At 70.4% G+C, this 26,354-nt stretch carries 26 protein-coding genes; 21 read left to right on the top strand and 5 right to left on the bottom strand.

What is annotated here, in order from left to right:
* Nucleotides 1-21 precede the first annotated feature (21 nt).
* Entirely contained in the window at nt 22-306 is a 285-nt protein-coding gene (locus BLQ49_RS14665; protein WP_091717035.1) for a ribbon-helix-helix domain-containing protein, read from the bottom strand.
* 160 nt (nt 307-466) lie between these two features.
* Here BLQ49_RS14665 and BLQ49_RS14670 point away from each other — a divergent pair, with 160 nt between their 5' ends.
* Nucleotides 467-1,669, top strand: a complete 1,203-nt coding sequence (locus BLQ49_RS14670) for a pyridoxal phosphate-dependent aminotransferase (protein WP_091716819.1) — start codon at nt 467-469, stop codon at nt 1,667-1,669.
* A 168-nt stretch (nt 1,670-1,837) separates the two neighbouring features.
* On the opposite strand, the gene BLQ49_RS14675 is transcribed toward BLQ49_RS14670, so the two are convergent.
* Together BLQ49_RS14675 and BLQ49_RS14680 are read right to left on the bottom strand one after the other, a co-directional pair.
* A complete protein-coding gene (locus BLQ49_RS14675) occupies nt 1,838-2,077 on the bottom strand; it encodes a type II toxin-antitoxin system PemK/MazF family toxin (RefSeq protein WP_342028186.1) in 240 nt (79 codons plus the stop codon).
* Nucleotides 2,074-2,295 (bottom strand): antitoxin MazE-like protein, encoded by a 222-nt coding sequence (locus tag BLQ49_RS14680; protein ID WP_091716821.1) that lies wholly within the window; start codon nt 2,293-2,295, stop codon nt 2,074-2,076. The genes BLQ49_RS14675 and BLQ49_RS14680 overlap by 4 nt, the downstream gene beginning before the upstream one ends.
* A gap of 88 nt (nt 2,296-2,383) precedes the next feature.
* On the opposite strand from BLQ49_RS14680, the gene BLQ49_RS14685 reads away from it, so the two are divergent.
* From BLQ49_RS14685 to BLQ49_RS14695, 3 genes are all read left to right on the top strand, one after another.
* The gene (locus BLQ49_RS14685; protein WP_091716823.1) at nt 2,384-3,226 is read left to right on the top strand and encodes an NAD(P)-dependent oxidoreductase; all 843 of its coding nucleotides are present in this window, start codon (nt 2,384-2,386) and stop codon (nt 3,224-3,226) included.
* 426 nt (nt 3,227-3,652) lie between these two features.
* Nucleotides 3,653-4,009, top strand: a complete 357-nt coding sequence (locus BLQ49_RS14690) for a hypothetical protein (RefSeq protein WP_091716825.1) — start codon at nt 3,653-3,655, stop codon at nt 4,007-4,009.
* 119 nt (nt 4,010-4,128) lie between these two features.
* Nucleotides 4,129-5,076 (top strand): DMT family transporter, encoded by a 948-nt coding sequence (locus BLQ49_RS14695; RefSeq protein WP_091716827.1) that lies wholly within the window; start codon nt 4,129-4,131, stop codon nt 5,074-5,076.
* A gap of 19 nt (nt 5,077-5,095) precedes the next feature.
* On the opposite strand, the gene BLQ49_RS14700 is transcribed toward BLQ49_RS14695, so the two are convergent.
* The gene (locus BLQ49_RS14700) at nt 5,096-5,365 is read right to left on the bottom strand and encodes a hypothetical protein (protein ID WP_091716829.1); all 270 of its coding nucleotides are present in this window, start codon (nt 5,363-5,365) and stop codon (nt 5,096-5,098) included.
* A 335-nt stretch (nt 5,366-5,700) separates the two neighbouring features.
* On the opposite strand from BLQ49_RS14700, the gene ileS reads away from it, so the two are divergent.
* The 9 genes from ileS (at nt 5,701) to BLQ49_RS14745 (ending at nt 15,887) form a co-directional block, all read left to right on the top strand.
* Entirely contained in the window at nt 5,701-8,667 is a 2,967-nt protein-coding gene (gene ileS, locus BLQ49_RS14705; RefSeq protein WP_091716830.1) for an isoleucine--tRNA ligase, read from the top strand.
* A gap of 208 nt (nt 8,668-8,875) precedes the next feature.
* Nucleotides 8,876-9,388 carry a signal peptidase II gene (gene lspA, locus BLQ49_RS14710; protein ID WP_091716832.1) on the top strand — a complete coding sequence of 171 codons (513 nt, stop codon included), beginning with the start codon at nt 8,876-8,878 and terminating at the stop codon, nt 9,386-9,388.
* A gap of 160 nt (nt 9,389-9,548) precedes the next feature.
* On the top strand, nt 9,549-10,211 hold the full coding sequence (locus tag BLQ49_RS14715; protein WP_091716834.1) for a hypothetical protein: 663 nt from the start codon (nt 9,549-9,551) through the stop codon (nt 10,209-10,211).
* A 159-nt stretch (nt 10,212-10,370) separates the two neighbouring features.
* Entirely contained in the window at nt 10,371-11,780 is a 1,410-nt protein-coding gene (locus tag BLQ49_RS14720; RefSeq protein ID WP_091716836.1) for a M16 family metallopeptidase, read from the top strand.
* A 104-nt stretch (nt 11,781-11,884) separates the two neighbouring features.
* Entirely contained in the window at nt 11,885-13,177 is a 1,293-nt protein-coding gene (locus BLQ49_RS14725) for a M16 family metallopeptidase (RefSeq protein ID WP_091716838.1), read from the top strand.
* 70 nt (nt 13,178-13,247) lie between these two features.
* The gene (locus tag BLQ49_RS14730; protein ID WP_425283999.1) at nt 13,248-13,451 is read left to right on the top strand and encodes a hypothetical protein; all 204 of its coding nucleotides are present in this window, start codon (nt 13,248-13,250) and stop codon (nt 13,449-13,451) included.
* Nucleotides 13,448-13,720 (top strand): type II toxin-antitoxin system RelE/ParE family toxin, encoded by a 273-nt coding sequence (locus tag BLQ49_RS14735; RefSeq protein WP_244507600.1) that lies wholly within the window; start codon nt 13,448-13,450, stop codon nt 13,718-13,720. Before BLQ49_RS14730 ends, BLQ49_RS14735 begins: the two co-directional genes overlap by 4 nt.
* Nucleotides 13,721-13,887: 167 nt before the next feature.
* Nucleotides 13,888-14,838 (top strand): ring-cleaving dioxygenase, encoded by a 951-nt coding sequence (locus BLQ49_RS14740; RefSeq protein ID WP_091716844.1) that lies wholly within the window; start codon nt 13,888-13,890, stop codon nt 14,836-14,838.
* Between the two features lie 275 nt (nt 14,839-15,113).
* Entirely contained in the window at nt 15,114-15,887 is a 774-nt protein-coding gene (locus tag BLQ49_RS14745; RefSeq protein ID WP_091716847.1) for a ferredoxin--NADP reductase, read from the top strand.
* A gap of 96 nt (nt 15,888-15,983) precedes the next feature.
* Here BLQ49_RS14745 and BLQ49_RS14750 read toward each other — a convergent pair whose 3' ends face one another.
* Nucleotides 15,984-19,427, bottom strand: a complete 3,444-nt coding sequence (locus tag BLQ49_RS14750) for a YhdP family protein (protein ID WP_425284000.1) — start codon at nt 19,425-19,427, stop codon at nt 15,984-15,986.
* 183 nt (nt 19,428-19,610) lie between these two features.
* Between BLQ49_RS14750 and BLQ49_RS14755 the strand changes: the two genes are divergently transcribed.
* The 8 genes from BLQ49_RS14755 (at nt 19,611) to BLQ49_RS14785 (ending at nt 26,256) form a co-directional block, all read left to right on the top strand.
* Nucleotides 19,611-20,078, top strand: coding sequence for a peroxiredoxin (locus BLQ49_RS14755; RefSeq protein WP_091716852.1), 468 nt, complete (start codon nt 19,611-19,613; stop codon nt 20,076-20,078).
* 85 nt (nt 20,079-20,163) lie between these two features.
* Entirely contained in the window at nt 20,164-21,348 is a 1,185-nt protein-coding gene (locus BLQ49_RS14760; protein ID WP_091716854.1) for a M23 family metallopeptidase, read from the top strand.
* A gap of 57 nt (nt 21,349-21,405) precedes the next feature.
* On the top strand, nt 21,406-21,966 hold the full coding sequence (locus BLQ49_RS14765; RefSeq protein ID WP_091716856.1) for a Uma2 family endonuclease: 561 nt from the start codon (nt 21,406-21,408) through the stop codon (nt 21,964-21,966).
* A 60-nt stretch (nt 21,967-22,026) separates the two neighbouring features.
* On the top strand, nt 22,027-22,590 hold the full coding sequence (locus BLQ49_RS14770) for a Uma2 family endonuclease (protein WP_091716858.1): 564 nt from the start codon (nt 22,027-22,029) through the stop codon (nt 22,588-22,590).
* Nucleotides 22,591-22,646: 56 nt separating this feature from the next.
* Nucleotides 22,647-22,988 carry a hypothetical protein gene (locus BLQ49_RS14775; RefSeq protein WP_012318792.1) on the top strand — a complete coding sequence of 114 codons (342 nt, stop codon included), beginning with the start codon at nt 22,647-22,649 and terminating at the stop codon, nt 22,986-22,988.
* A gap of 91 nt (nt 22,989-23,079) precedes the next feature.
* Complete coding sequence (locus BLQ49_RS14780) at nt 23,080-23,931, top strand: DUF1206 domain-containing protein (protein WP_091716860.1); 852 nt, start codon at nt 23,080-23,082, stop codon at nt 23,929-23,931.
* 106 nt (nt 23,932-24,037) lie between these two features.
* On the top strand, nt 24,038-24,196 hold the full coding sequence (locus BLQ49_RS29705; protein ID WP_167627708.1) for a hypothetical protein: 159 nt from the start codon (nt 24,038-24,040) through the stop codon (nt 24,194-24,196).
* A gap of 101 nt (nt 24,197-24,297) precedes the next feature.
* A complete protein-coding gene (locus tag BLQ49_RS14785; RefSeq protein WP_091716862.1) occupies nt 24,298-26,256 on the top strand; it encodes an SDR family NAD(P)-dependent oxidoreductase in 1,959 nt (652 codons plus the stop codon).
* The last annotated feature ends 98 nt before the right edge of the window (nt 26,257-26,354 follow it).

Below are 26,354 nucleotides of genomic sequence, written 5' to 3' on the forward strand. Positions count from 1 at the left end.
CCCAGGAACACGACGGGCAGCCTACGCACGACGGCGCTCGTCCCGTGTCTGAGCGAACAGGGCTTCCATGTGCGCTTCGACTTCGTCGATGCTCAGCGGAGGCCGCGGATCGTCCAGGGACCGCCGGATGCGGGCGCGGATGTCATCGAGCCGCTCGGCATCCTCGCGCCGCTGGCGCTGCAGGGCATGCACGGCTTCATCGAGCAGCGCGTCCACCGAGGCGTACTCGCCGGCCTCGACGCTCTCCCGCACGGCCCGGAGCGTGTCCGGCGCCAGGGTGATGCTGATGGTCTCGCCCATCGGCAGGGCCTCTCGTTCCGTCCCGACTCCCACGATCATAGCAGAAACCGCGGTCCTGCGCGCCGCCGCGGCGTCTCACGCTTGCCGGCTCAGCGTCCCGGGCCTAGGGTCCGCCGCGCCGCAAAGCCGCGGCGCCCGAGCGCGACAATCCGGAGCACCGCACGCCATGGCCTTCCTCGCCGACGTCCTCTCGCGGGTGAAGCCGTCCGCGACCATCGTGATGACCCAGAAGGCGCGGGACCTGAAGGCGTCCGGCGTCGACGTCATCAGCCTGTCGGTGGGCGAACCGGATTTCGACACGCCCGAGCACATCAAGCAGGCGGCGATCGAGGCGATCCACCGCAACGAGACCCGCTACCCGCCGGTCTCCGGCATCGTACCCCTGCGCGAGGCGATCGTGCGCAAGTTCAAGCGCGAGAACGGGCTCGACTACAAGGTCTCGCAGACCATCGTGGGCACCGGCGGCAAGCAGGTGCTGTACAACGCCTTCCTCGCCACCCTGAACCCCGGCGACGAGGTGGTGATCCCCCGCCCCTACTGGGTGTCCTACCCGGAGATGGTCGGCCTGTGCGGCGGCACCCCGGTCTTCGCCGACGCCGACATGGCCAACGGCTTCAAGCTCCAGCCGGAGGAGCTCGACCGGGTGCTCACCCCGAAGACCAAGTGGATCGTCCTCAACTCGCCGTCGAACCCGTCGGGCGCCGCCTATTCCCGCGCCGAGATGAAGGCGCTCACCGACGTGCTGCTGCGCTATCCGGACGTCCACATCCTCACCGACGACATCTACGAGCACCTGACCTACGGCGATTTCGAGTTCGTCACCCCGGCGCAGGTCGAGCCGCAGCTGATCGAGCGGACGCTGACCATGAACGGCGTCTCGAAGGGCTACGCCATGACCGGCTGGCGCATCGGCTACGCGGCCGGGCCGGAGAAGCTCATCAAGGCGATGGACTTCGTCCAGGGCCAGCAGACCTCCGGCGCCAGCACGATCGCGCAATGGGCCGCGGTGGCTGCCCTCGACGGGCCGCAGGATCACCTCGCCAAGTTCCGCGCAGCCTTCCAGGGCCGGCGCGACCTCGTCGTGTCGATGCTCAACCAGACCAACGGCCTGACCTGCCCGACGCCCGAGGGCGCGTTCTACGTCTACCCGTCCTGCGCAGCGCTGATCGGCAAGAAGACGGAAGCCGGCAAGACGATCGAGACCGACGAGGACTTCGTCATGGAGCTGCTCCAGGCCGAGGGCGTGGCGGCAGTGCACGGCTCGGCCTTCGGGCTCGGGCCGAACCTGCGCATCTCCTACGCGACCTCGAACGCGGTGCTGGAGGAGGCCTGCCGGCGTATCCAGCGGTTCTGCGGCTCGCTGCGGTAGAGTTCGGAAGTCCGGCTGTCGGTCATCCCGCGGGGCCTCGGCAAGCCCGCGGGATGACGTGTGCGGAACCGTCTCGCTGCGTCAGTCGGCGAGGCCGAGCACGATGGCGAGCATCCGGTTCAGGGCTGCGAGCGTATCGCGTTCGAGGCGGCCGATGAGGGCGCCGCATTACGCCCGCGGCAGCGCGATGATCTTGTCGACCATGATCTGCGAGGTGCTTCGCAAGCCGTTGGTCGGGCTCGGCTCGACGGTTAACCGGAAGAGCGGTGCCTCGCGCAACGTGCTCGTGACGAGGCAGACGAGAACGCTGTCGGTCCCGGTGAGCCAGTCGGATTGTACGACGACGGCGGGACGCGGCTTGCCGTAGGCTCCTGGCGGCGAGACGGTGACGATATCACCGCGCGTCACGGTTCGGGCCAGTCGAACGCTGTTTCGATGACGTTGAGGGCTTCGGCTTCCTCAGGGGCTCCTCTCAGAATCGCGGCTTGCCGGGCGGCCTCCTCGATGAAGTCCGGCCTCGACGGATCAGGCACCCAGAGGCGTACGAGCTTCATGCCGTCGCGTTGCGGCACGCGATGATAGCGCAGGGCCTTCGGCGAGCCTTCCCTCGGCTTGGTCTGAGTCATGGGCGGAAGATCCGATCGCGGAGCATCCTAGGCTCGGCCGGCCTTGCTGACTACCATGGTGGGATCACGTGTCCCGGAAAGCCTCGTCATGCCCACAATCGCGGTGATCGCCCCCGGCGCCATGGGTAGCGCCATCGGGGCTCGGCTCGCTGAGCATGGCGCCCGTGTCTTGACTTCCCTCGATGGGCGCGGGGCCGCGAGCCGCGCCCGGGCCGCATCCGCCGGCATGGTGCATGCCGCGGACGCCGATCTCGCCGCCGCCGATATCCTGCTCTCGATCGTGCCGCCCGCCGACGCGGAGGCGCTGGCCCGCCGGCTCGCGCCTACCCTGACGGCATCTCCGAAAAAGCCGGTCTACATCGACGCCAATGCAGTCAGCCCGGAGACGGTCGGCCGCATCGCGGAGATCGTCGCAGCCACCGGCGCGCCGTTCCTCGACGGGGCGATCCTCGGTCTGCCGCCGAAGCCCGGCACGAAGGGGCCGCGCGTCTACGTCTCCGGGGCCGACACGGTGCCAACGCTGGTCCTGCGCGACCTCGGCCTCGACCTGCGCGTCTGCCCCGGCGGGATCGGAGCGGCCTCCAGCCTCAAGATGAGCTATGCTGGCCTCAACAAAGGCCTCACAGCGCTCGCCGCGATCATGATCCTGGCCGCCGAGCGCACCGGGGCCGGCGAGGCGCTGCTGGCCGAACTCGCCGAGAACGAGCCGTCACTCCTCGCCCGCTTCGCTAAGGGTCTTCCCGACATGGCGCCCAAGGCCTATCGCTGGGCGCCCGAGATGGAAGAGATCGCCGATTTCCTCGGGCCGGACGCGGCGGGCCGTCAGGTCTTCACCGGCTATGCCGCCCTCTACCGGCACCTCGCCGCGGAGGCGGGCGCGGCCGACATCGCCGCGCTGATACGCTTCGCCTCGGACGCCGCCACGCGCTGATCGCCGCGGGGCCGCCGAAACGGCTCCGCCTCTGTTGCCGGCTCGGCTGTCACCCTCTACACGGACTGTCCCCGGCCGCCGATGCGCCTGAAGGTTTCGCGAGCCCGCTCGGGCCTGCATGGTAGCGGGGCCGGCAGTGACGGGGCGGTCCGGACCAGTTCTCTGGGCCGTTCCTGTGAGGCTCAGTGGGCCGAGTCGCTGCAGGAGTGTCGGGCGCGCGGGGAACAGGAACCGCGGATCCGGCGCATGGCCCACACAATCTGTCCGCCCCATCTCTCTGCCACGCGGCCTCCAGCAGACTGGACCTGACCCGTTCCGGGACGGTGCCGCCCCGATCGATTGCGGGTTCATTCACGCTCCGGCGCGATGATGCGTCTGGGCCGGGGATCCGGTCCGGCGTAACCGCGTTCATTCGGGCCTGAGACCATGCGAGCCCTGCTCACCAGCGGCATCAAGGCGATCCTGGCGGTCGCCGCGCTCTCCACCGCCGCGCACTGGACCCTACGCGTGCAGCGGGAATCCGCTATCTCCGTCGCTGCGGCCGCCGTGCCCGATCCGGTCGCGACGGGATCGATCGCGCCGCGCCGGGTCGAGCCTCCCCTGGCGGCCGCGAGCCCGGCGCCCGCCCCGGCTGTGCCGGCGCCCAGCTCGGCTTCGGGGCTCGACCAGAGCCATCTCGCTGCCCTGATGGCGGGTGCGGCGCCGCCCCGGAAGGCCGCCAAGCCCGTGACAAAGCCCGCCACCAAGACGGCCTCGGTCGAGAAGGCAGCGGTCAGGCGCTGAGCCGCGGGCCGATCCGCTCCGGGAGACCGTGCCGGCTGCATGGTTCCCCTGCGTGCCGGCCGATACCCGGGCGCGCGTGAGCGTGGCAGGATTCTCGGCCTCCACGAGGTTTGGCAGCGATGAGCACGCGGGTCGCGACATCCGTCACCGATGACAGTGCGCGCGCCGCCCCGGAGGCTGATCTTGCGGGGCGCCGCCGGCTGATCGGCATCGCGCTGATGTGCGGGGCGGTGGCGTTCTTTGCTGGGCTCGATGCCTGCGCCAAGACCCTGGCGCGGGGCGGCGTCGATCCGCTGGTCACCACCTTCATGCGCTACGCGGCGAGCGTCGCCATGATTTCGGTGTTCATCAATCCGGTGCGCACCCCGGGCGTGGTCAAGAGCCGGCGCCTGCCGCTGCAGATCATCCGCTCGCTCCTGCTATTCGCTTCCACAGCCCTGAACTTCCTGGCCCTGCGCTACCTGCAGATGGCCGAGACGATCTCGATTCAGTTCGCCGCGCCGCTCACCGTGGCTTTGCTCGCCGGGCCGCTGCTCGGCGAGTGGTCCTCGCGGGCGCGGCTCATGGCGATCGGCGTCGGATTTCTCGGTGTGCTGGTGATCGTGCGGCCGGGCGTCGGCGGGATGCATCCGGCCGCTTTGCTCTGTGTCGCCAACGTGATCGTCTACGCCTTCTACGCGATCATCACGCGTAAGCTCGCGGCCTACGATTCGACCGCCACGACCATGTTCTACACGGGGCTCGCGGGCCTCGGGCTGATGGCCCCGCTCCTGCCCTGGATCTGGACGAACCCGACGAACCTGACCCATTGGGCGTTGCTGATCGGGGTCGCGTTGTTCGGGACGCTCGGCCACTGGCTGCTGGTGCTGGCCCATGCCCGGGCGCCGGCCAACGTGCTGTCGCCGTTCATCTACACGCAGCTGCTCTGGTCGGTGACCTTCGGCTTCCTGCTGTTCGGCGATCTGCCGAGCCGCTGGACCGTGGCGGGCGCCATGATCGTGGTGGGCTCAGGCCTGTACCTCCTGGCGCAGGAGACGATCCGCCGGGAAGCGCGGCCGGCCGCCTGAGGCGACCGACCGAAGCCTCTTAGCGGCCGAGACGCTCCTGGCGCTCCATCCGCTCCTCGCGGCGGTCCTCGCGGGCGCGGCGGGCGGGATCCGGATCGGTGCCGAGCACGCCGCCGACCGTGCCGGTGGCCGCGCCGACCGCACCGCCGACGACACCGCCCACCGGGCCGGCTGCGGCCGCACCATCGTCGGCGCCGCGCTGGGCGCCCCGCACCGTCCCTTGCGCCTGCGCGGCGCCCGCGAAGGCGAGGGGCGCGAGGGCGAGGGTCGTGATCAGAAGCTTCTTCATGGGTCTCTCCCGGATCTGGATCTGGGTTGGCTCTGCACCGCCTCGGCGGGCAGAGGGTGTGTTGGTCAACGGTTCAGGCGCCGATTGGTCCCATCCAAAGTCACGGGCGCGTGATCCGCGCTGCCGCTGGCCTCGGGCCGGGGCGGCTGATAGAGAACGCGTCATGCCCGCTTCGTGCGCCCTGCGCGGCTTCAGCCGCCCGATTCGAATTACCGGCCCGGCCTCCGCCTGAGGGCCCGCTTCGGCGTGGCCGCGCGGAGGTCCGGGATCCTCCTGCCGCCTGACCCGAATTCGCCGGCCTTCCGCCGCCGGCCCGACCGCCGATGCGAGATCCGATGACCACCCCCGAGACCGCGCCCGCCCGCGACTATTCCAAAACCCTGTTCCTGCCGCAGACCGAATTCCCGATGCGCGCCGGCCTTCCGGTGCGCGAACCGCTGTTCCTCGAGCGCTGGAAGCAGATCGACCTCTACGGGAAGCTGCGCGCCCGCGGCCAGGGCCAGCCGAAATTCGTGCTCCACGACGGCCCGCCCTACGCCAACGGCAACATCCACATCGGCACCGCGCTCAACAAGATCCTCAAGGACGTGGTGGTGCGCAGCCAGGGCGCGCTCGGCTTCGACGCCAACTACGTCCCGGGCTGGGACTGTCACGGCCTGCCGATCGAGTGGAAGATCGAGGAGCAGTACCGCGCCAAGGGCCGCAACAAGGACGACGTGCCGGTGATCGAGTTCCGGCAGGAATGCCGGACCTTCGCGGCCCAGTGGCTCGACGTGCAGCGGGAAGAGTTCAAGCGCCTCGGCGTCACCGGCGATTGGGACCACCCCTACGCCACCATGGCCTACCCGGCCGAGGCCGTGATCGCCGACGAGCTGATGAAATTCTCGATGAGCGGCCAGCTCTATCGCGGCTCCAAGCCGGTGATGTGGTCGGTGGTCGAGAAGACCGCTCTGGCCGAGGCGGAGGTCGAGTACGAGGAGCACGTCAGCGACACGATTTTCTGTGCGTTTCCGATCGTTTCGGGCGCCGAGGGTGACCTCGCCCAGGCCCGGGTGGTGATCTGGACGACGACGCCCTGGACGATCCCCGGCAATCGCGCTGTCGCGTATTCCAAAAAGATCGCCTACGGCCTGTACCGGGTCACCGAGGCGCCGGCCGACAACTGGGCGACCCCCGGCCAGACCTACGTGCTCGCCGAAACCCTGGCGGCGACCGTGTTCAAGGCCGCCCGCGTCGAGGCGTTCGAGCGCGTCGGCGACGTGCGCCCCGAGGTGCTCGCCGGTCTCACCCTGGATCATCCGCTGGCGAAGCTCGGCTACGACTTCGCGGTGCCGATGCTCGACGGCGACCACGTGACCGACGAATCTGGCACGGGCTTCGTCCACACGGCCCCGGGCCACGGCCGCGAGGATTTCGAGCTCTGGATGGCGAGCGGCCGCCTGCTCGCCGAGCGCGGCATCGACCCCACCATCCCCTACACGGTGGATGCCGACGGTGCGCTGACCAAGGCCGCTCCGGGCTTCGAGGGCAAGCGCGTCCTCACCGACAAGGGCGAGAAGGGCGACGCCAATAAGGCGGTCATCGCCGCGCTGACCGAGGCCGGGGCCCTCGTCGCCCGCGGGGTACTGCGCCACCAGTACCCGCATTCCTGGCGCTCCAAGAAGCCGGTCATCTTCCGCAATACGCCGCAATGGTTCATCGCCATGGACAGGCCGGTGGATTCGCTCGGCAACCGGTCCCTGCGCGAGGTGGCGCTCCAGGGGATCGACGACACCCAGTGGGTGCCGACTCAAGGAAAGAACCGCATAACCGGCATGGTCGCCAACCGGCCGGACTGGGTGGTGTCGCGCCAGCGTGCCTGGGGCGTGCCGATCACCGTGTTCGTGCATCGGGAGACCGGCGAGATCCTGAAGGATGCGGCCGTCAACGCCCGCATCCGCGACGCGTTCGCGGCGGAGGGCGCCGATGCGTGGTTCCGGGACGATGCCGCGCAGCGCTTCCTCGCGCCCGAGCACGACCCGGCCGCCTACGAGAAGGTCACCGACGTCCTCGACGTCTGGTTCGATTCGGGCTCGACCCACGCCTTCGTGTTGGACGATCCAGAAGCTTTTCCGGGTCTCGCCGGCGTCACGCGCATCCGCGACGGCGGGCGGGACCGGGTGATGTATCTCGAGGGGTCGGACCAGCATCGCGGCTGGTTCCAGTCCTCGCTGCTCGAATCCTCCGGCACCCGCGGCCGGGCGCCCTACGACATCGTCCTGACCCACGGCTTCGTGCTCGACGGCAAGGGCCTGAAGATGTCGAAGTCGAAGGGCAACGTCGTCGCGCCGCAGAGCGTCATCAAGGATTCGGGCGCCGACATCCTGCGCCTGTGGGTCGCGGCTTCCGACTATACCGACGACCTGCGCATCGGCCCGGAGATCATCAAGACGTTCGCCGAGACCTACCGGAAGCTGCGCAACAGCTTGCGCTGGATGCTGGGCTCCCTCGCCCACCGGGTCCCGGGCGACGATGTGGCGTATAAAGACATGCCGGAGCTGGAGCGGTTGATCCTGCACCGGCTGGCCGAGCTCGACGGCGAGATCCGCGAGGCCTACGCCACCTTCGACACCAAGCGGGTGGTGGCGTTGCTCAACGGCTTCATGACCGGCGACCTGTCGTCCTTCTACTTCGACGTGCGCAAGGACGCCCTGTACTGCGATCCGATCTCCTCGGTCCGCCGCCGGGCGGCCCTGCAGGTGATCGACGAGGCCTTCCGGCGGGCGGCGATCTGGCTCGCCCCGGTGCTGGCCTTCACGGCCGAGGAAGCATGGCTCGAGCGCTACCCGTCCGAGGATGGGTCGGTGCATCTCCAGACCCTGCCGGAGACCCCGGCCTCTTGGCTCGACCCCGCCCTCGCGGAGCGCTGGCAAAAAATCCGGCGGGTGCGGCGGGTGGTGACCGGTGCCCTAGAGATCGAGCGTGCGGCCAAGCGCATCGGCGCGAGCCTGGAGGCGGCCCCGCAAGTCTACGTGGCCGATCCGGAGCTGCTCACGGCGCTGGAGGGCTGCGACTTCGCCGATACCTGCATCACCTCGGACATTACCGTGGTGGCGGGGGAGGGTCCGGCGGACGCGTTCCGGCTCGACGAGGTGCGCGGCGTCGCCGTGGTGCCGAGCCCGGCCGAGGGCCGCAAATGCGCCCGTTCCTGGCGAGTCAGCCCCGAGGTGGGCGGCGATCCGGACTACCCGGACGTGACGCCCCGCGACGCCCAGGCCCTGCGCGAGTGGGACGCGGCGCATCCGGAGGCGAGCGCGGCGTGATCACACCCGCGACATCACCCTCCCCCCTCTGCGGGGGAGGGTGGCCCCCGAAGGGGGTCGGGAGAGGGGAACCCGGCTTCCGGAAGGGGCGGAGCCTTCGTGAGGGACGCAGCCTCTTCCTGCGCCGTCGCTCCCCTCTCCCCCCCTGCTCCGCAGGGTACCCTCCCCCGCAGAGGGGGGAGGGAGACGCGCGTTTGGTTGGCCGCTCATGACTCCCTTCCGCGCCGGCCTCACGGCCCTCCTCCTCACCCTCCTCCTCGACCAAGCCTCCAAGCTCGGCCTCTATGTCGGCACCGACCTCGTCCTAACCCAGCCCTGGCGGCTCGCCCCCTTCGCCGACTTCGTGGTGGTCTGGAACCGGGGCGTCTCCTACGGCCTGTTCCAGCAGGAGGGCGGGTTCGGGCGCTGGTTGCTCGTCGCCCTGTCGCTCGCCGCCGCTTTGGGTCTCGGGCTCTGGATGCGCCGGGCCGGCTCGCGGCTATTGGCCGTCGCCCTTGGGCTGATCGTCGGCGGGGCGCTCGGCAACGCCATCGACCGGGCGGTCTACGGGGCGGTGTTCGACTTCGTGCACCTGCATGCGGGCCGATGGTCCTGGTACGTCTTCAACATCGCCGACGCGGCGATCGTGGCCGGCGTGATCGGTCTGATCCTCGACAGTTTGGTCCCGGCCGGTCGGCGCCCGGGGGAAACCACACCCGGCGACACGGCGACGCGCCTGTGATGCGCGCAGCACAGCAACCGGGCGACAGCCCCACGCGAGCAGGGCGTGGTCAAGGCGCCATACGATCGCCGGAAACCGGTCTCAGGCCGGGACCTGTTGGATCAGGCCGCGTCGCGGCCATCCCCGAGCCGGACGCCCCGGCCGGAACCCGTGAGGCAGCATGACCGGGCATCGCAGGCTTCGACTCCTCCTCCCCGCCGCTTTCGCCCTGACGCCGCTGCTCTCGGTCGGCGCCCAGGCGCAGGAGCGCGGCGAGTTCATGCGCGACGCCTTGTCGGGCATCGGCCTTCTGGAGAAGCGCCAGGATCCGATCGATTATCATGAGCGCCCGCCCCTGGTGATGCCGCCCAAGCTCGACGGCAAGGCCCTGCCCCAGCCCCGGGCCCGCTCCACCAGCACCGCGTGGCCGAAGGACCCCGAGATTGCCGAGCGCGAGCGTGCCGCCAAGGAGCGGCGCAACCCCAAGGGCGCCCAAGCCCAGGGCCGCTACGACGACAACAACGCCACGCTTTCCGTGGACGAGATGCGCAACGGCCGCCGCGCCGGCGCGAGCCTGACCACGGAGGCCGAGCGCAAGCCCGGCGACAACAACCGCGACGACAGCCTGCTCAGCCCGTTCGACCTGCTCAAGGGCAAGAGCGCCAACGCCGAGCCCTCCGACGTGGAGCCGAACCGCGACGTGCTGACGGATCCGCCCACCGGCTACCGGCAGTCTCCGAAGAAGCTGGCGCGCCCGCCGTCGAACGACCCAATCAACAATGCCAGCCGCGAGAAGGAGGAGTCCGATCCCGGGGCCTACCTCCGACAGCGCGCGCAGCAGTAACCGGAACGCCGTGTCGCTGTTGCAACGGCGCCACGGCATGGCAACATGACATGATCGTCCCGGTGCGGTTCTTGCGCGCCGGCGACCAGGACGGCCCCGATCCGCACAGGCGTTCCGACGCGCGGCGTCGGGTGACGGGGCCGGCAGAAGGAAAGCGGAATGCACCTGTTCAGGACGGCGACGCCCCCCCTCTTCCCGCGGCGTCCGGGCTCGGCCTTCGGCGCCAGCGCCGGCCGGGGTGATGCCGCGCCGTTCGGGCGGTCCGAGGCGGGCGGGCCCGAGGTGACGGCCTTCACCCTCGACAACGGCCTCGACGTGGTGGTGGTGCCCGACCATCGCGCGCCCGTGGCGACCCACATGATCTGGTACCGCAACGGCTCGGCCGATGATCCGCTCGGCCAGTCGGGCATCGCCCACTTCCTCGAGCACCTGATGTTCAAGGGCACCGAGAACCACCCGGTTGGCGCCTTCTCGAAGGCGGTGTCGGGCCTCGGCGGCCAGGAGAACGCCTTCACCAGCTACGATTACACCGCCTATTTCCAGCGGGTCGCCCGGGATCACCTCGGCACCATGATGGAATTCGAGGCCGACCGGATGGGCGGCCTCGTCCTCGACGACGCCGTGGTGGCGCCCGAGCGCGACGTGGTGCTGGAGGAGCGGCGCATGCGGGTCGAGACCGACCCCTCCGCCCAGCTCTCCGAGGCGATGGCGGCCGGCCTGTTCGTGCATCACCCCTACGGGATCCCGATCATCGGCTGGATGCACGAGATCGAGGGGCTGAACCGCGAGCACGCGCTGGCCTATTACAAGCGCTTCTATACGCCGGAGAACGCCATCCTGGTCGTGGCCGGCGACGTCACGCCGGACGAGGTTCGACGTCTCGCCGAGACCACCTACGGCCGTGTGACACCCCAGGGCGCCCGGCCCGAGCGTGTCCGGGCGCGGGAGCCGGAGCCAAAGGCGCTCCGCCGCGTCGCGGTGGCCGATCCGAAGGTCGAGCAGCCGACCCTGCAGCGGCTCTACCTGACCCCCTCCTGCATCACCGCCCGGGACGGCGGCTGCCACGACCTCGAGCTGCTGGCCGAGGTGCTGGGCGGTGGTTCGACTTCCTACCTCTACCGCAAGCTGGTCATGGAGACCGGCCTCGCGGTGAATGCCGGCGCTTGGTACATGGGCTCGGCAATCGACGACACCCGCTTCTCCGTCTACGCGGTGCCCGCCGAGGGCGTGCCCCTGGAGAAGCTGGAGGAGGCGGTCGACAAGGTGCTGCGCCGCGCGCCCGCGGAAGCCCTGGACGCCGAGGCGATCGAGCGGGCCAAGACCCGCCTCGTGGCTGAGACGGTCTACTCTTCCGACAGCCAGTCGTCGCTCGCCCGCATCTATGGCTCGGCGCTGGCGATCGGCGAGACCATCGAGGAGGTCCGCCGGTGGCCGACCGACATTGAGGCGGTGACGCAGGACCGCCTGAAGAACGCCGCCGAGCGCTGGCTGACCCCGGCCCGCTCGATCACCGGCTACCTGACGAAGGCGCAGGATCCCGACGCCCCGGTCGCGATGGCCGCCGAGTAACCCCTGCGACGTCCCGGCGGCCCTGTTCGGGGCCGCGCCGGGGCGTGCCGTCCGGGAGCCTTGGCCCGCTCCGCCGTCGCCCGAGATAGAGATACGAGGTTCCCATGAGCTTGACCGAGACCCTGGTCGAGACCGCAACCCCCGCCAGCTCGCCCACCACGGCGCTGCCGGTCGTGACCGCCCCCGGCATCGAGGCGTGGCACGTCGAATCCCCCGTCGTGCCGCTGATCGCCCTGGCCTTCACCTTCGAGGGCGGTGCGGCGCAGGATCCGGCCGGCAAGTCGGGCTGCGCGCAGATGCTGGCGCGGCTCCTCGATGAGGGGGCGGGCGACCTCACATCCGACCAGTTCCAGGAGCGGCTGGCCGCCCGGGCGATCGAGCTCTCCTTCCATGCCGGGCCGGACGCGATCGGCGGCTCGCTGAAGATGCTGGTCAAGCACGCCGACGAGGCGATCGGGCTCCTCGCCCTGGCCTTGGCCAAGCCGCGCCTCGACCCGGACGCGATCGAGCGCGTGCGCGGCCAGGTCATCGCCGGCCTGCGCTACCAGCAGAACGATCCGGGGGTTCTGGCCTCCCGCCGCTTCTTCAAGGAGGCCTTTGCCGGCCACCCCTACGCCCGTCCCTCCTCGGGCACGGTCGAGAGCGTCACCGCGATCACCCGGGACGACCTGCTGGCGATGCATGCCCGCATCATCGGGCGCGGCCGGGTGAAGGTGGCGGCCGTCGGCGCGATCGGCGCCGAGCAACTCGCCGAGGGGCTCAATCGTGCCTTCGGGGCGCTGCCGGAGGCCGGTGAGCTGAAGGCGGTGCCGCGCACCGAGGTGCAGGATCTCGGCCGCCGCATCGTGGTCGATCTCGACGTGCCGCAATCGGTGATCCGCTTCGGCATGGCCGGCGTGCCCTGGCGCGACCCGGACTTCATCCCGGCCTACGTGCTGAACCACATCCTGGGCGGCGGCGCCTTCACGTCCCGCCTGTTCCAGGAGGTGCGCGAGAAGCGTGGGCTGGCCTATTCGGTCGGCACCTCGCTGGTCAGCCACCGCTCGGCCGCGATGACCTGGGGCTACACCGCCACCAAGAACGAGCGCGTCGGCGAGGCGCTCTCGGTGATCGGCGACGAGATCGGCCGGCTGATCACGGACGGGCCGGACGACGACGAGTTGCAGAAGGCCAAGGATTACCTGACCGGCTCCTACGCGCTCGGCTTCGACACCTCGACCAAGATCGCGCACCAGCTGGTGCAGATCGCCTTCGAGGAACTGGGCATGGACTACATCGCCCGGCGCAACGCGATGGTGGCGGCCGTGACGCAGGCCGACATCCGCCGGGCCGCCGCGCGGACCTTCGCGGACGGCAAGATGCTGGTGGTGGCCGCGGGGCGTCCGGTCGGGCTCTGAGGACTGGGCCGCTTTTCTCGGCCGGTGATCGGTGCATACTAAAGGCATGACCGACCTCTTGGATCGGGCGATGAAAACCGCCCGCGCGCTGTCGCCTGAGATGCAGGATGAGGTTGCGCGCCTCGTGCTGGCCTATGCAGGCCGGGACGAGGCGGTGATCGAACTCACGGCCGATGAAGTTGCCGGTCTCGTCGAGGCGCAGGCTGAGAGGATGCGCGGGGACTTCGCAACGGCGGCCGAAGTCGAGGCCGTCCTGTCCAAATATCGCCTTTGAAGCTGCAAGTTCAGCGGCGCGCCTTGCAGCAGATCGACCGCGCCTTGAGCCACATCGCGACGCAGTCCCCGCAAGGCGCGGCTAAAGTCGAAGCCCGGCTGACAGCGCTCATCGCAGTCGTGCGGGATCATCCTTACGTGGGGGCGCGGACGTCGATGCTCGGCGTGCGGCGCCTCTTCCTCACGCCCTATCCTTACCACATCGACCATTTCGTCGGTGACGACGAGATCGTGGTGCAGCGTGTTCGCCATACGGCTCGCAAACCGTGACTGGGCGCGGATAATTGATGATGACGGGCGCAAAGATCCATCACGCCCTGATGTGAGCTCAGTGAGCGCAGTCTGAGGTCTGCTGAAGCGGTCCCTGGACCGCCTGCCCTCGCAACCCGGGCTCCAATCCCCACCTGAGCCGGATCGCCGCCAACCCCCGGACCCCCATGCAGCTCACCGGCATCCACCACCTCACCGCGGTGACCGCCCGCGCGGCGGAGAACGTCGCGTTCTACACGGGCACGCTGGGCCTGCGCCTCGTCAAGAAGACCGTGAACCAGGACGACGTCTCGGCCTACCACCTGTTCTACGCAGACGGTCTGGCGAGCCCCGGGACCGACATCACCTTCTTCGACTGGCCGGCGCCCCGGGAGCGGCGGGGCTCGAACAGCATCATCCGGACACATCTGCGCGTCCCGGGCGAAGGCGCCGTGGCTTGGTGGCATGCGCGCCTGCGCGAGGCCAGGATCGTGGAGGCCGAGCCCGTCCTACGCGACGGGCGCCTCACCCTGGATTTCGAGGATCCCGAGGGGCAACGCCTCGCCCTGGTCGATGATGGCGGGACCGGGCCGGAGCATCCCTGGGCAGGCTCACCGGTGCCGGCCGCCTACCAGATCCGCGGCCTCGGGCCGATCCGGCTCGCGGTGCCGGATCTCGGGCGCACCGCCGCGGTGCTGACCCAAGTGCTGGGCCTCCGGCGGGACCGGGCGTTCCAGACGGAGGACGGACCGGTCGAGGTCTACGCCATGGGCCCCGGTGGCCCGGCCGCCGAGATCCAGCTCCTGGCTGATCCGTCCGCGCCGGCGCGACAGGGCGCCGGGGCGGTGCATCACGTCGCCTTCCGCATCCCGGATGCGGATTACGACGCCTGGGCCGACCGGCTCCGGGCCGCCCGGGTGCCGAGCAGCGGGCCGGTCGACCGCTACTATTTCCGCAGCCTCTACTTCCGGGAGCCGAACGGCATCCTGTTCGAGATCGCCACGGACGGGCCTGGCTTCACGGCCGACGAGCCGCTGGAGACCCTCGGCGAGCGCCTCGCTCTGCCGCCGTTCCTGGAACCGCGCCGGGCGGAGATCGAGGCCGGCCTGAAGCCGCTACGCCCCGGTCCCGTCGCCTGAACGCCGCGGCCGGCGGCAACCCTCCCATGTCCGCGGCGCGGCTGTAGCCAGTCCGCAAGGATGTTAAATATTCGAACGATTCCAGGCCGTTCACTTCTTTCGCGAGTGTGATCCCGGCGCGCCTTGACGCGCGTGCTGCAACTGCGAAAGAAGCAGCGCGCATATGTTTGACATCCGGATCCCGGCGGGCCGTCTCGCATGGATCCGCCCCCGTCCGATGGGACGGCGAGGATCTGCCGCACCGGGCATCAGAGGATTCGAGGACTGATCCGTCGATGAGCAAGTTCTACGAGGAGCGCGTCCTGTCGGTCCACCACTGGACCGACAACCTGTTCTCGTTCCGCACCACCCGTGATCCGGCGTTCCGCTTCCGCAACGGCGAGTTCACCATGATCGGCCTGGAAATCGAGGGCCGGCCGCTGCTGCGCGCCTACTCGGTGGTCTCGGCCAATTACGAGGAGGAACTGGAGTTCTTCTCGATCAAGGTCCAGGACGGGCCGCTGACCTCCAAGCTCCAGCACCTCAAGGTCGGCGATCCGATCATCGTCGGCAAGAAGCCCACCGGCACGCTGGTGCTCGACAACCTCCTGCCCGGCCGGCACCTCTACCTGCTCGGCACTGGAACGGGGCTGGCGCCGTTCCTGTCGATCATCAAGGATCCGGAGACCTACGACCGGTTCGAGAAGGTCGTTCTGGTCCACGGCTGCCGGCAGGTGCAGGAACTCGCCTACGGCGAGACCATCACGGAGACGCTGCCCAAGCACGAGTTCCTGGGCGAGATGATCTCGAACCAGCTGATCTACTACCCGACCGTGACCCGCGAGCCGTTCCGCAACCGCGGCCGGATCACCGACCTGATGGTCTCGGCCAAGCTCTTTTCCGACATCGGCCTGCCGGAGATGTCGATCGAGAACGATCGCTTCATGCTCTGCGGCAGCCCCGACATGATCCGCGATACCCGGGAACTCCTGACTTCCCGCGGCTACGAGGAGGGCAACCACGGCGAGGCGGCCCACTACGTGATCGAGAAAGCCTTCGTCGAGAAGTAGTTCTTTTGGGACTGGCTCCGGCCCGGTGCGGTTTGCCGCGCCGGGCTTTTTTGTTGCGCGCAGCAAACCCGGCGGCGCGCTCGAGCCCGCAGTGCTCTATTGCGGCACCGGCATCCCGTCCGCGAACGGCCCGCCCCCGGCGCTGAACAGCTTCCTCAGGAAACCCGGGGCGATGGCCGAGAGCGGGTTAACGCTCACATCCGGCGAGGCCAGCTTGCCCGAGACGCGGAAATTGACCGCGAACAGCCCCTCGTTGTGGCCGCCGCCCAGCAGCGGGCCGAGCAGGGGCAATTGCGACGCGACGTTGTTCAGCCCGTAGAGTGGCACGAAAGTGCCGTCGATCAGGGTGCGCTCGCGGCCGGTATCGAGCCAGCCCGACAGGGTGAAGCCCATGGCGGCATTCGAGATCGCGGCGTCGCTGAAATCGACCCGGCTGCCGGTGCGGACGAAGTTGGCGCGCATCCGGTCGAAGGTGACGTCCCCGGCCGCCCGGCCCGGGGCGACCCGGCGGCCGCGGGCGGCGTCCGTGTCAGTCGGCTCCGGACCCTGCGCGATGATGCTCGACAGGGCGGGTTCGTTGCGCAGGGTGAAATCACGGATCTGCACGACGCCGGCCTGCGGGCCGTCGTTGAGGCCGATCCCGGCATTGAGTCGCCCGCCATACATCCGCCGGTAGATGTCGACGAAGCGCAAAGTTGCGCCGGCATCGGCCGAGTCCACCGCCAGCGTCGGCACGCCGCGCTCGCCCCGGGTGACGGTGGCGGCGAAGGGCGCCGCGCGGAAGCGTCCCGTGATGGTGGCGGCCCGCAGGGTCTTGCCGTGCAGCGACAGCCGCAGGTTGGCGCCGGTCAGCGCCTCCTCGTTGAAGCCCGTGACGATCGGCACCTGGATGTCGGCGTCGATGTCCTTGGGGTTCGCATCCTTCGCGTCCCGGCCGCCCTTCCCGTCCGGTCCGCCGAGCGACTTCAGGAACGGGCGCGCATCCACCACCGCACCCCGGACCACGACCTTGTAGCCGCTGCCGGTCCGGTCTAGGCTGACCCGCAGGTCGTCGCCGGGCGAGAGCTTGACGTTCGTCAGATCGGCCCGTTCCAGGGTCCCCTCGGGCGTGATCGTGACGATACCGCGGGCCTGCGCCGGCGCTGCGTCGAGGGCGAAGTCGCGCAGTTCGAGGCCCTGCCCGCCATCCACCAGGGTGAAGGTCAGCCGTCCCGGCTTGCCGACGGGCTTCGTCAGTCCCGGCAGCAGCCCATCGATCCCGACCTTGGCGAGATCCGCCTCGACCCGGATCGGCGGCTTGCCGGTTCCGGGCCGGCCGATCGGCACCACCGCCCGGACCGGGATCGTGCCGGTGAGCTGTGGCGCGGTCGGTAGGCCCTTCCGGCCCCGTACCGCATCGTCCAGGGCGACGTTGACGACTGCCTCGCCCGGCTGGCCGACCTTCGGCTGGCGCAGGTCCACGGAGATGGGCGCGCCCGCGACCCGGCCGTCGCCCTTCAGGCTGAAGGCGCCGCGATCGTACGCCAGGGAGAACTTGCCCGCCTCCAGCCGGTCCTTGCCCATGACCTTGTCGACCGAAAGGTCGGCCAGCGTGCCGGTCAGGGTCACCGGCAGGTCGGGCAAATCGGGGATGTGCTTGAGGTCGAGGGGGAAATCGACCCGCAGGTCGGCGCTGCCCTTGATCGTGGCGGGGTCGAGATCGACGCTCATGACGCTCTTGAACAGCTTCGCCTGGAGCACGGAGGCCATCCCGTCGGCGCCCCCGGAGAGGCGCATGCCGATCTGCGCCACCACGCGCTCTGGGGTGATCTGCGGGATCACGAAGCTGCCATCCGTGATCGCGAGGCCGCGCCCGTCCGGCCCGTGGACCTCCGCGGTCACGTTGCGCACGTTGGTTGAGCGCCCCGTGATGGTCCCGACGACGTTGCCCTTGGTCACGGGCGGCGCATCGGCGGTGACGTCGATCGCCGCATCCGAGACGTGGAAGTCGATATGGACCGCGTCGTCCGGCGCCGGCTCGCCCCGCGTGGCGGCGGCTAGCACCGACCCGGACATCTTCACCCGGATGTCGACCGAGTCGACGCGGCCACGCCGGAGTTGGTCCACCAGATAGGTCCGGGCCGGCGGCGCGATATGCTCGGGCCAGAGACGCAGGCCCGTCCGGACCTCGCCGTCATGGCCGACGATGTGGAGGTTGAGACCGCCGTCGTCGGCCGTGGTGCCGATCGTCCCGGTGATCGTCCCGGTCACGCCCGGCGCGGCGAGGGTGAGCGCGTCGATGGCGATGCCGCCGTCGCGGCCGGAGAGCTGCGCGTCCAGCGCGTCGATCTTCACCGGGGCGTCCTTCGGCGTCGCGCCGCGCAGGGTCGCGTCCCGGCTCGTGAGGGTCGCGGTCCAGGCCGTGGTGGCGTCCGCCGGGCTGCCGGCCCACGCGCCGGTCAGGTGCACGGCGTTGCCGGCTCCGCGATAGTCCAGGCCGGTGAGCGCCATCACGCGGCCGGCCTCGTCCCAGTTCAGATTCGCGTCGAGGCTTTCGACCGTGACGGGGTTGAAGTCCTTCTCCTCGATCAGGAAGGTGCCGTCGCCGGTATGAACCTTGGCGGACATCGTCTTGATGCGCCCGGCCGCGAGGCTCACGTCGGCGCGGGCCGAGACCTTCAGGTCGGTGGTCAGCGGCAGGCCGGACTGGCCCGAGAGCAGCAGCAGATCGGTCACCGGCAGGTCGTCGAGGGTGATGACGCCCGAGCGCTCCTGCCCGTCTCCGCCGTCGCGCAGGGCGCCGCCGAAGCGCCACTCGCCGTGCGGTCCGTCGAGGCGCAGCTCGAAGGTGCGTGTGCCGTTTGCAGGATCGCGCCCGAACAGGCCGTTCACCCGGGCGAAGACAGCGCGCTCACGGCCGTCGTCATCGATGAGGCGCAGGCGCGCATCGGTGATCCGGGCCCGGTCGAGGGCGCCGACGACGCCGCTCGAATCGAGCACGACCCCGAAGATCGACGTGATGGCGGCCGAAAGCGGCGACACGCTGCCCCGGACCGCGTCCACGCTCGGCGGCGTATGCGGCTGGATGTCGACCGGGTGGTTGGCCTCCGAGGCCGCGAAGGCGATGGAGCCGTCCCGGTGCAGCAGGGCGGTGGTCTGCGTCTCGCGGAACTCGATGGAGCGCGGCTGCAGGTTGAGCCGCAGCAGACCCCAGAGGTCGAGGCTGACCAGCGCCAGGGGCGCGCGCACCACGAGGTCGCCCTGCGGGTTGCGGATGTCGAGCCCGGAGAAGCGCAGGCTCAGGGCGTTCTCGCGGTCGATCTCAAGGCTGCTGCCGCGGATGCCGATGCTCCAGCCCGGGCCGATCCGCTCGGCCACGGCGGCGGCGACGCGGCGCGACAGGCCGTCGATCTGCAGCGGCCCGTTCGACAGACGCAGGGCCACGAGGCCGATCCCGGCGCCGAGAACCAGCACCAGGGCGAGCGCGCTCACGAGACAGAACCCGCCTACGCGCCGTGCCCTCCCCCGGGGCTTGCATGCCGAGGTCGTCTCGTCCGCCATCGGGACCCTTGTTCTGGGGATTCTGACCGCAGAGCCCGCTGGCTCCGCGGCCGGTGGATCGAACCGCCTCCGCGCTTTACAGCGGCTGCGACTCCGGTTTTGGCTCGGGCGTGCGCGGCGCGTCTGCGTGGTGCCGGGCACGGGATCGGTTGCACATCATCATTCGGCCGAAAGGAAGGCACGATGCCGCTGTCAGAGGGTGATCCGGCCCCGGATTTCGACCTGCCCGCCTCTGCGGGCGGCCGGATCGCGCTGTCCGCGCTCAAGGGTCACAAAGTCGTGCTCTACTTCTACCCGAAGGACGACACGAGCGGCTGCACCCTGGAGGCGCAGGACTTCAACCGCCTGCTGCCGGATTTCACGGAGGCCGATGCGAAGATCGTCGGCCTCTCGCCGGATCCGGTGAAGAGCCACGACAAGTTCTGCGGCAAGTACGGGCTCACCTTCCCGCTCGCCTCGGACGAGGACAAGGGCGTGCTCGAAGCCTACGGCGTCTGGGTCCAGAAGAGCATGTACGGGCGCACCTATATGGGCGTCGAGCGCACCACCGTGCTGGTCGACCGCAAGGGGCGGATCGCGAAGATCTGGCCGAAGGTGAAGGTTCCGGGCCACGCCGAGGCGGTGCTGGAGGCCGCTCGGGCGCTTTCTTGAGGCAAGACGAGCGGCGCCGATACAGCCCTCGACGGATCCTTAACCTTACTCAGACTTGAATGACGGCTCTCGCGGGGCCGTCCCGATGCCTGTTTCCAAGATCTCATCGCGTCTTCCACCCCGGGCTACGCCGTGGCTGGCGGCGGGTCTCGCGCTCGCGCTCCTCTGGGCGCTGGGCGCGACCTACCTAATCGTCTTCCACGACGAGGTGCTGGCCGGTTTCGTGGCCCGGCAGGCGGCGCTGCGCGACGCCTATGAGGCGCAGCTCGCCGAACTCCGCGACCACATCGACCGCGACCGACGTGACCAGGCCGGTACGGAGACCGGGCTGGCGGACCGCGTCGCAGCGGCGCTCGAACGGCAGGCCGAGCTGGAGCGGCGCGCCGCCGCCCTGGCCGAGCTCACGCGGCAGACGCTCCCCGACCCGATCGCCACCGGTGCGCTGGCCCCGCGCCCCGGTCCGAACCGCGCACCGGTCGACGATGAGCCTGATCTGCGCACCGACGACGAGGCCGAGTCCGCCCGCACCCTGCCGCGCCGGAGCGCCCTCGACGTCGAGACCGGGCTGATCCGCCTGGAGGCCCGCCTCGAAGGCCTGCAGGCGGCCCAGGGCGAGCGCCTCGCCGGCCTGGCCGCGCGGGCCGGCGACGAGGTCCGGCGGCTGCACGGCCTGATCCGCCGGACCGGTCTCGATCCCGCGCGCTTCGACGCGCCGTCCGCGGGCGTCGGCGGCCCGCTGGTCCCCCTCGACAGCCGCGTCCTGGACGGCGCCGGCTTCGAGGCAAGCCTCGCTTTGGCCCGCCGGACCCTGGCGGATGGCGAGCGCCTGCGCCGGACCACCGCCGGCCTGCCCCTGGGCCGGCCGATCCGGGGCGCGGCCACCGTGTCGAGCCCGTTCGGAACCCGGCTCGACCCGTTCACACGCGGCCTCGCGCTCCACACCGGGCTCGATCTCAAGGCAGACTACGGCGAGCCCGCCCGCGCCACCGCCCCCGGCCGGGTGATCGCCGCCGAGGCCGCGGGCGGTTACGGCAACATGGTGGAGATCGATCACGGCCACGGCCTGACCACCCGGTTCGGCCATCTCGCTCGCATCGCGGTCTATCCCGGGCAGCGGGTCGCCGCGGGTGACACGATCGGCTCCGTCGGCTCGACCGGGCGCTCCACCGGGGCGCACCTGCACTACGAGACCCGCATCGACGGCGTGCCGGTCGATCCGCAGCGCTTCCTGATCGCCGGTGCGACGCGCGCCCAGCAATACGCCGACTGACTCTGTCGTCGCGCAGGCCGCCCCGTGCTAACCTCCGAGTCGCGATCGGAGGCCGGCATGGCACTGGCTGTGAAGCGCGAGGCGCGCATGAACGTCGCCGCATACAGGCGCTGGGTGGAGCCCCGCCCGGACGAGGAGCGCTGGGAACTGCTCGACGGCGAGCCGGTGCTGATGGCGCCCCCGAGCGCCCGGCACCAGCGCATCGTCACGAACCTCGTCAAGCGTCTCGATTCTTTGGCCGAAGCGCGCGGTTGCGGCGCCTATCCGGGTCTGGCGATCCTCAGCGCGGCCATGGACGATTACGCACCCTACCCGGATGTTGTGGTCCATTGCGGGCCGATGCCGCCCACCGGCTTCGTCGAAGATCCTCTGGTGATCGTCGAGGTGCTCTCGCCCGGCACCATGACCAACGATCGGGGCCGCAAGCTCGCCTTCTACGCCACCGTGCCGAGTCTGCAGTCCCTGCTGATCGTCTACCAGAACGAGGCCCGGATCGAGGTCTGGCGCCGCGATGCAGACTGGATCATGCGGGTGGTCGGGCCGGAGGATGTCGTGGACCTGCCGGAACTGGGCGGCACCCTGCCGGTGGCCGAGATCTACGACCGCGTGACCTTTTGAACCGGCGCTGGTGCGGGCCGCCGCGCCGGTGCTACCCTCGAAGCGGATCGGAGGTCGGCGATGGCTCTGGCCGTGAAGCGCGATGCAGGAATGGATGTGCCGACGTTCCGGCGCTGGGTGGAGGCCCGCCCGGAGCACGAGCGCTGGGAGTTGCTCGACGGCGAGCCGGTGCTGATGGCGCCACCGGGCGAGCGGCATCAGCGCATTGTCATGAATCTGGCAGGACGCCTCGATGCGCTGGCGGAGCCCCGTGGCTGCCGCGCCATGCCGGGCCTGGCGATCCTGCGCGACGCGATGGACGATTTCGCGCCGATCCCCGACGTGGTGGTGCGCTGCGGCCCGCCCCTGCCGGACGGTTATGCCGCGGATCCGCTCCTCGTCGCCGAGGTGCTGTCCCCCTCGACCGTGAGCCTGGATCGCGGGCGCAAGTTCGACTTCTACCGGACGGTCCCGAGCCTCAAGGTCCTGCTGATCGTCTATTCCGACGAGGCCCGGGTCGAGGTCTGGCGGCGGGGGGCCGAGGATTGGGGCGGCACGGCTTTCGGGCTCGACGGCACCGTGGCGCTGCCGGAGCTTGATGGCGCCGTGCCGGTGCGCGACATCTATCGCGGGCTCACCTCCTGAGCCCCACCCGACGCAAGGGCCGGCTCCCCGGCCCGGCAGAGCACCAAGGCACCGACTTGCCCCATTTCGAAGACTTCTACGCAGCCAAGCTGCGCGGCTCCCTCGGTGTGACGGACGCGGAATCGGTGCTCGACCTGCGCGGCACCAACCGGGCGACCGCCGAGGCCTCCCTGAAGGACATGCTGGAGCGCAGCCGCTTCGCCAAGGGCAAGACCGTGGCGATCCGGCTCGATCCACCCCCGGAGGGCGGCGGCGAGACCCTGTTCCAGCCGGCGGGGCGCCTGCTCCTCGATGCGAAGCGCCGCGGCCTGATCGAGCGCCTGCAAACCCTGCCGGCCCAGGACGGGCTCGGCTTCTACGTGGCGCTGACCGGCCGGGCCGAACGCACGCCGATGTAGCGCCGCGCAGGTCCCTGTGCCGGCAACGGATCGGGCACGCGCCGCCGGGCGTTGATCGGGTCCGCATCCGACGAGCATCCCAGATCCCGGCATGAGCACCCTCCCCGGCGGCCGCAACACGATCGAGCGCGTCGCCCGCTTCGGCTACGGCGCCCGCGGCGTTGTCTACCTCGTGGTCGGCGGCCTCGCCCTGCTGGCGGCGCTCGGGCAGGGCGGGCGGGCCGGCGACAGCAAGGATGCGCTGCGCACCGTGCTGGCCGGACCCTTCGGCGCGGCGATCGTCGGCCTGATCGCCCTGGGGCTCGCCGGTTTCGCGCTCTGGCGCCTCGTCGAGGCCGTCACGGATGCCGACCGGCGGGGCACCGGGATGAAGGGTCTGGCGGTGCGCGGCGCGCATCTCATCAGCGCCGCGCTCTATGTCGGCCTCGCCGCCAGCGCCGCGTCGCTGAGCCTCGGGCTCGGCCTGAGCGGCGGCGACGGCATGCACGACGGCACCGCGTGGCTGCTCGCCAAGCCGTTCGGCCGCTGGCTCGTGGCGCTCGCCGGCCTTGCGGTGGTCGGCGGCGGCTTCGGCTTCCTCGGGAAGGCGTGGCGTGGGGACGTCACCGACCGGCTCGCCCTCGACGCCCAGGCCCGTGCGCGCTGGGCCGGGCCGATCGGGCGCTTCGGTTACGCGGCGCGGGGCTTGGCCTTCCTGATCATCGGCGGATTCCTCGTCGCGGCGGCATGGCACCAGCGCTCCTCCGACGCCAAGGGGCTCGGCGAGGCCTTCGCGCTGCTGCGCGCCCAGCCCTACGGCTCGATCCTGCTAGGGCTCGTGGCGGCGGGCCATGCCGCCTTCGGGGCCTTCGGGCTGATCCAGGCCCGCTACCGGCACATCGACGCCCCGGACATCGACCGGGTCGACGATGCCGCCGGGGAAGCGGCCCGAGCCCTGACCTGATTGACCCGGTTTGTTACCCGTTACAATTGTAATCGCCTACCCGCATCCCAAGTCTAAACAACCCTCCGCGCGATCCTGTGCCCTGGGCGACGATGCGGAGGCGATGATGGCCAGAACCCTGATCACCGGTCGAGCACAGACCGTGACCACCGAAGACTTCAACGAGCGTGTCCGATTGCTTCTCGTCGACAAGCTCGATCCGATCAAGGGCCGGATTTACCAGAAGAGTTTCAAGACCGGCTTTTCCGGCGGGTTCGTCAAGTAGACCACCGGACGGTCGCGCGTCCGTTCGGCGCGCTCCGGCTGCGGTGCGTTGACAGGACGGGGGCCGCAGCGGATACCCCGCGGCACCCCATCCGGCTTCCGATGCAGCAGCGCTTCTACAAGACCGCGGTGATGGTGGCCCACGACCTCGCGGCGACCGCCGCCGCCGTGGTGCTCACCTTCCTGTTCCGCTTCCAGGGTGGGATGCTGGACGAGCGCCTGCACGCCCTGCCCCTGCTGCTGCCGCCGTTCCTGGCCTTCGCGGGCCTGGTCTACGCGCGCTTCCGGCTCTACCGGACCAAGTGGCGCTTCGCCTCGCTGCAGGATCTCGCCGGCATCGTCCGGGCGGCGAGCGTGCTGGCGCTGGCCCTGCTGGTGACCGACTGGGTCCTCGTCTCGGCCGATCTCTACGGCTTCTACTTCTTCGGCAAGATCGCGATCCTGCTCTACTGGGTCCTGCAGATCTTCTTCCTCGGGGGCGCGCGGCTCGCGTTCCGCTACCTCAAGGACACCCGATCCCGGCAGTCGAGCGCCCGGGCCGCCACCGTCCCGACCCTGCTCCTCGGGCGCGGGGCCGATATCGACGTGCTGATCCGGGCGATCGAGGCGGGCTCGGTGAAGAAGCTCGCGCCCCGCGGCATCCTCTCCCCCCGGGCGGACGAGCGCGGCCAGTTCATGCGCGGCGTGGCCGTGCTCGGCGGCTTCCCCGATCTCGAACGCGTGGTGGCCGATCTCGCCGCCCGGGGCGAACCGGTGCGGCGCCTCGTGGCGACGCCGAGCGCCCTCGTGCCGGAGGCTTCGCCCGACGACCTGATCGCCCGCGCCCGCCGGCTCGGCCTGCCGCTCGCCCGGGTGGCCGGCCTCGGCGAGGGCGCGCAGGGACCGGAACTGGCGCCGCTGGAGATCGAGGACCTGCTCCTGCGCCCGACCGTGCCGATCGACCGCGCACGCCTGGAGGCATTCCTCACCGGCCGCCGGGTTGTAGTGACGGGGGGCGGCGGCTCGATCGGCTCCGAGATCTGCCTGCGCGCCGTGGCGTTCGGGGCGGCGGCGGTGCTGGTGCTCGACGCGTCCGAGCCGGCTCTGCACGGCATCCTCACCCACCCGGCGATCCTGGCCGCCGAGGCCATGGTGACGGGGGTCCTCGCCGACATCCGCGACCGGGAGCGGACGCACCAGGTGATCGCAGACTTCCGGCCGGATTACGTGCTCCACGCCGCCGCCCTGAAGCAGGTGCCTTACCTGGAGCGGGATTGGCAGGAGGGCATCAAGACCAACGTGTTTGGCTCGATCAACGTCGCCGAGGCCGCGGTGGCGGCCGGCGCCCGGGCGCTCGTGATGATCTCCACCGACAAGGCGATCGAACCGGTCTCGCAGCTCGGCGTCACCAAGCGCTTCGCCGAGATGGTCGCCCAGGCGCTGGACGCCGAGCAATCCGCCCGACCCGGTCACCCCACGCGGCTGATCGCCGTGCGGTTCGGCAACGTCCTGGGCTCGGCCGGCTCGGTGGTGCCGGTGTTCAAGGCGCAGATCGCCCGGGGCGGCCCTGTGACGGTGACCGATCCCGAGATGGTCCGCTACTTCATGACCGTGCGCGAGGCCTGCGACCTCGTCCTGACGGCCGCCTCCCACGCGGATGCCGAGGCCCGCACCGCGCCGGACTCCGAGCGCGCTGCCGTCTACGTGCTCAAGATGGGCCAGCCGGTGCGCATCGCCGACCTCGCCGAGCGGATGATCCGGCTGGCGGGCTTCGAGCCCGGCGCGGAGATCGAGATCGCCTTCACGGGAGCGCGGCCCGGCGAGCGCCTGAACGAGATCCTGTTCGCCCGGGATGAGCCCCGCGTGGCGCTTGCGGGGATCGACGGGGTGATGGCGGCACGTCCGATCTTCGCCGACCGGGCGCGGCTCGACACCTGGGTGGCCGCGCTGCGCGCCGCTGTGGCGGCCGGCGACCGGGCTGCCGCTGAAGCGGTGTTCGAGGCGGCGGTGCCGCATTTCCGCGAGCGCCATGCGCAGCAGGTAGCGCGCAGCGCGCCGGCTGCCGCGATGAGCGCAGCGTAGCCGGGTTTCGAAAGGGATCATCCCTTTCGTGGGTCCAGGGCAAAGCCCTGGAAAGTCCGTCGGGCTCTGCCCGACGCCCGCCAAAGGGAAGATCCCTT

The organism is Methylobacterium phyllostachyos (assembly GCF_900103445.1).
GTDB lineage: Bacteria > Pseudomonadota > Alphaproteobacteria > Rhizobiales > Beijerinckiaceae > Methylobacterium > Methylobacterium phyllostachyos.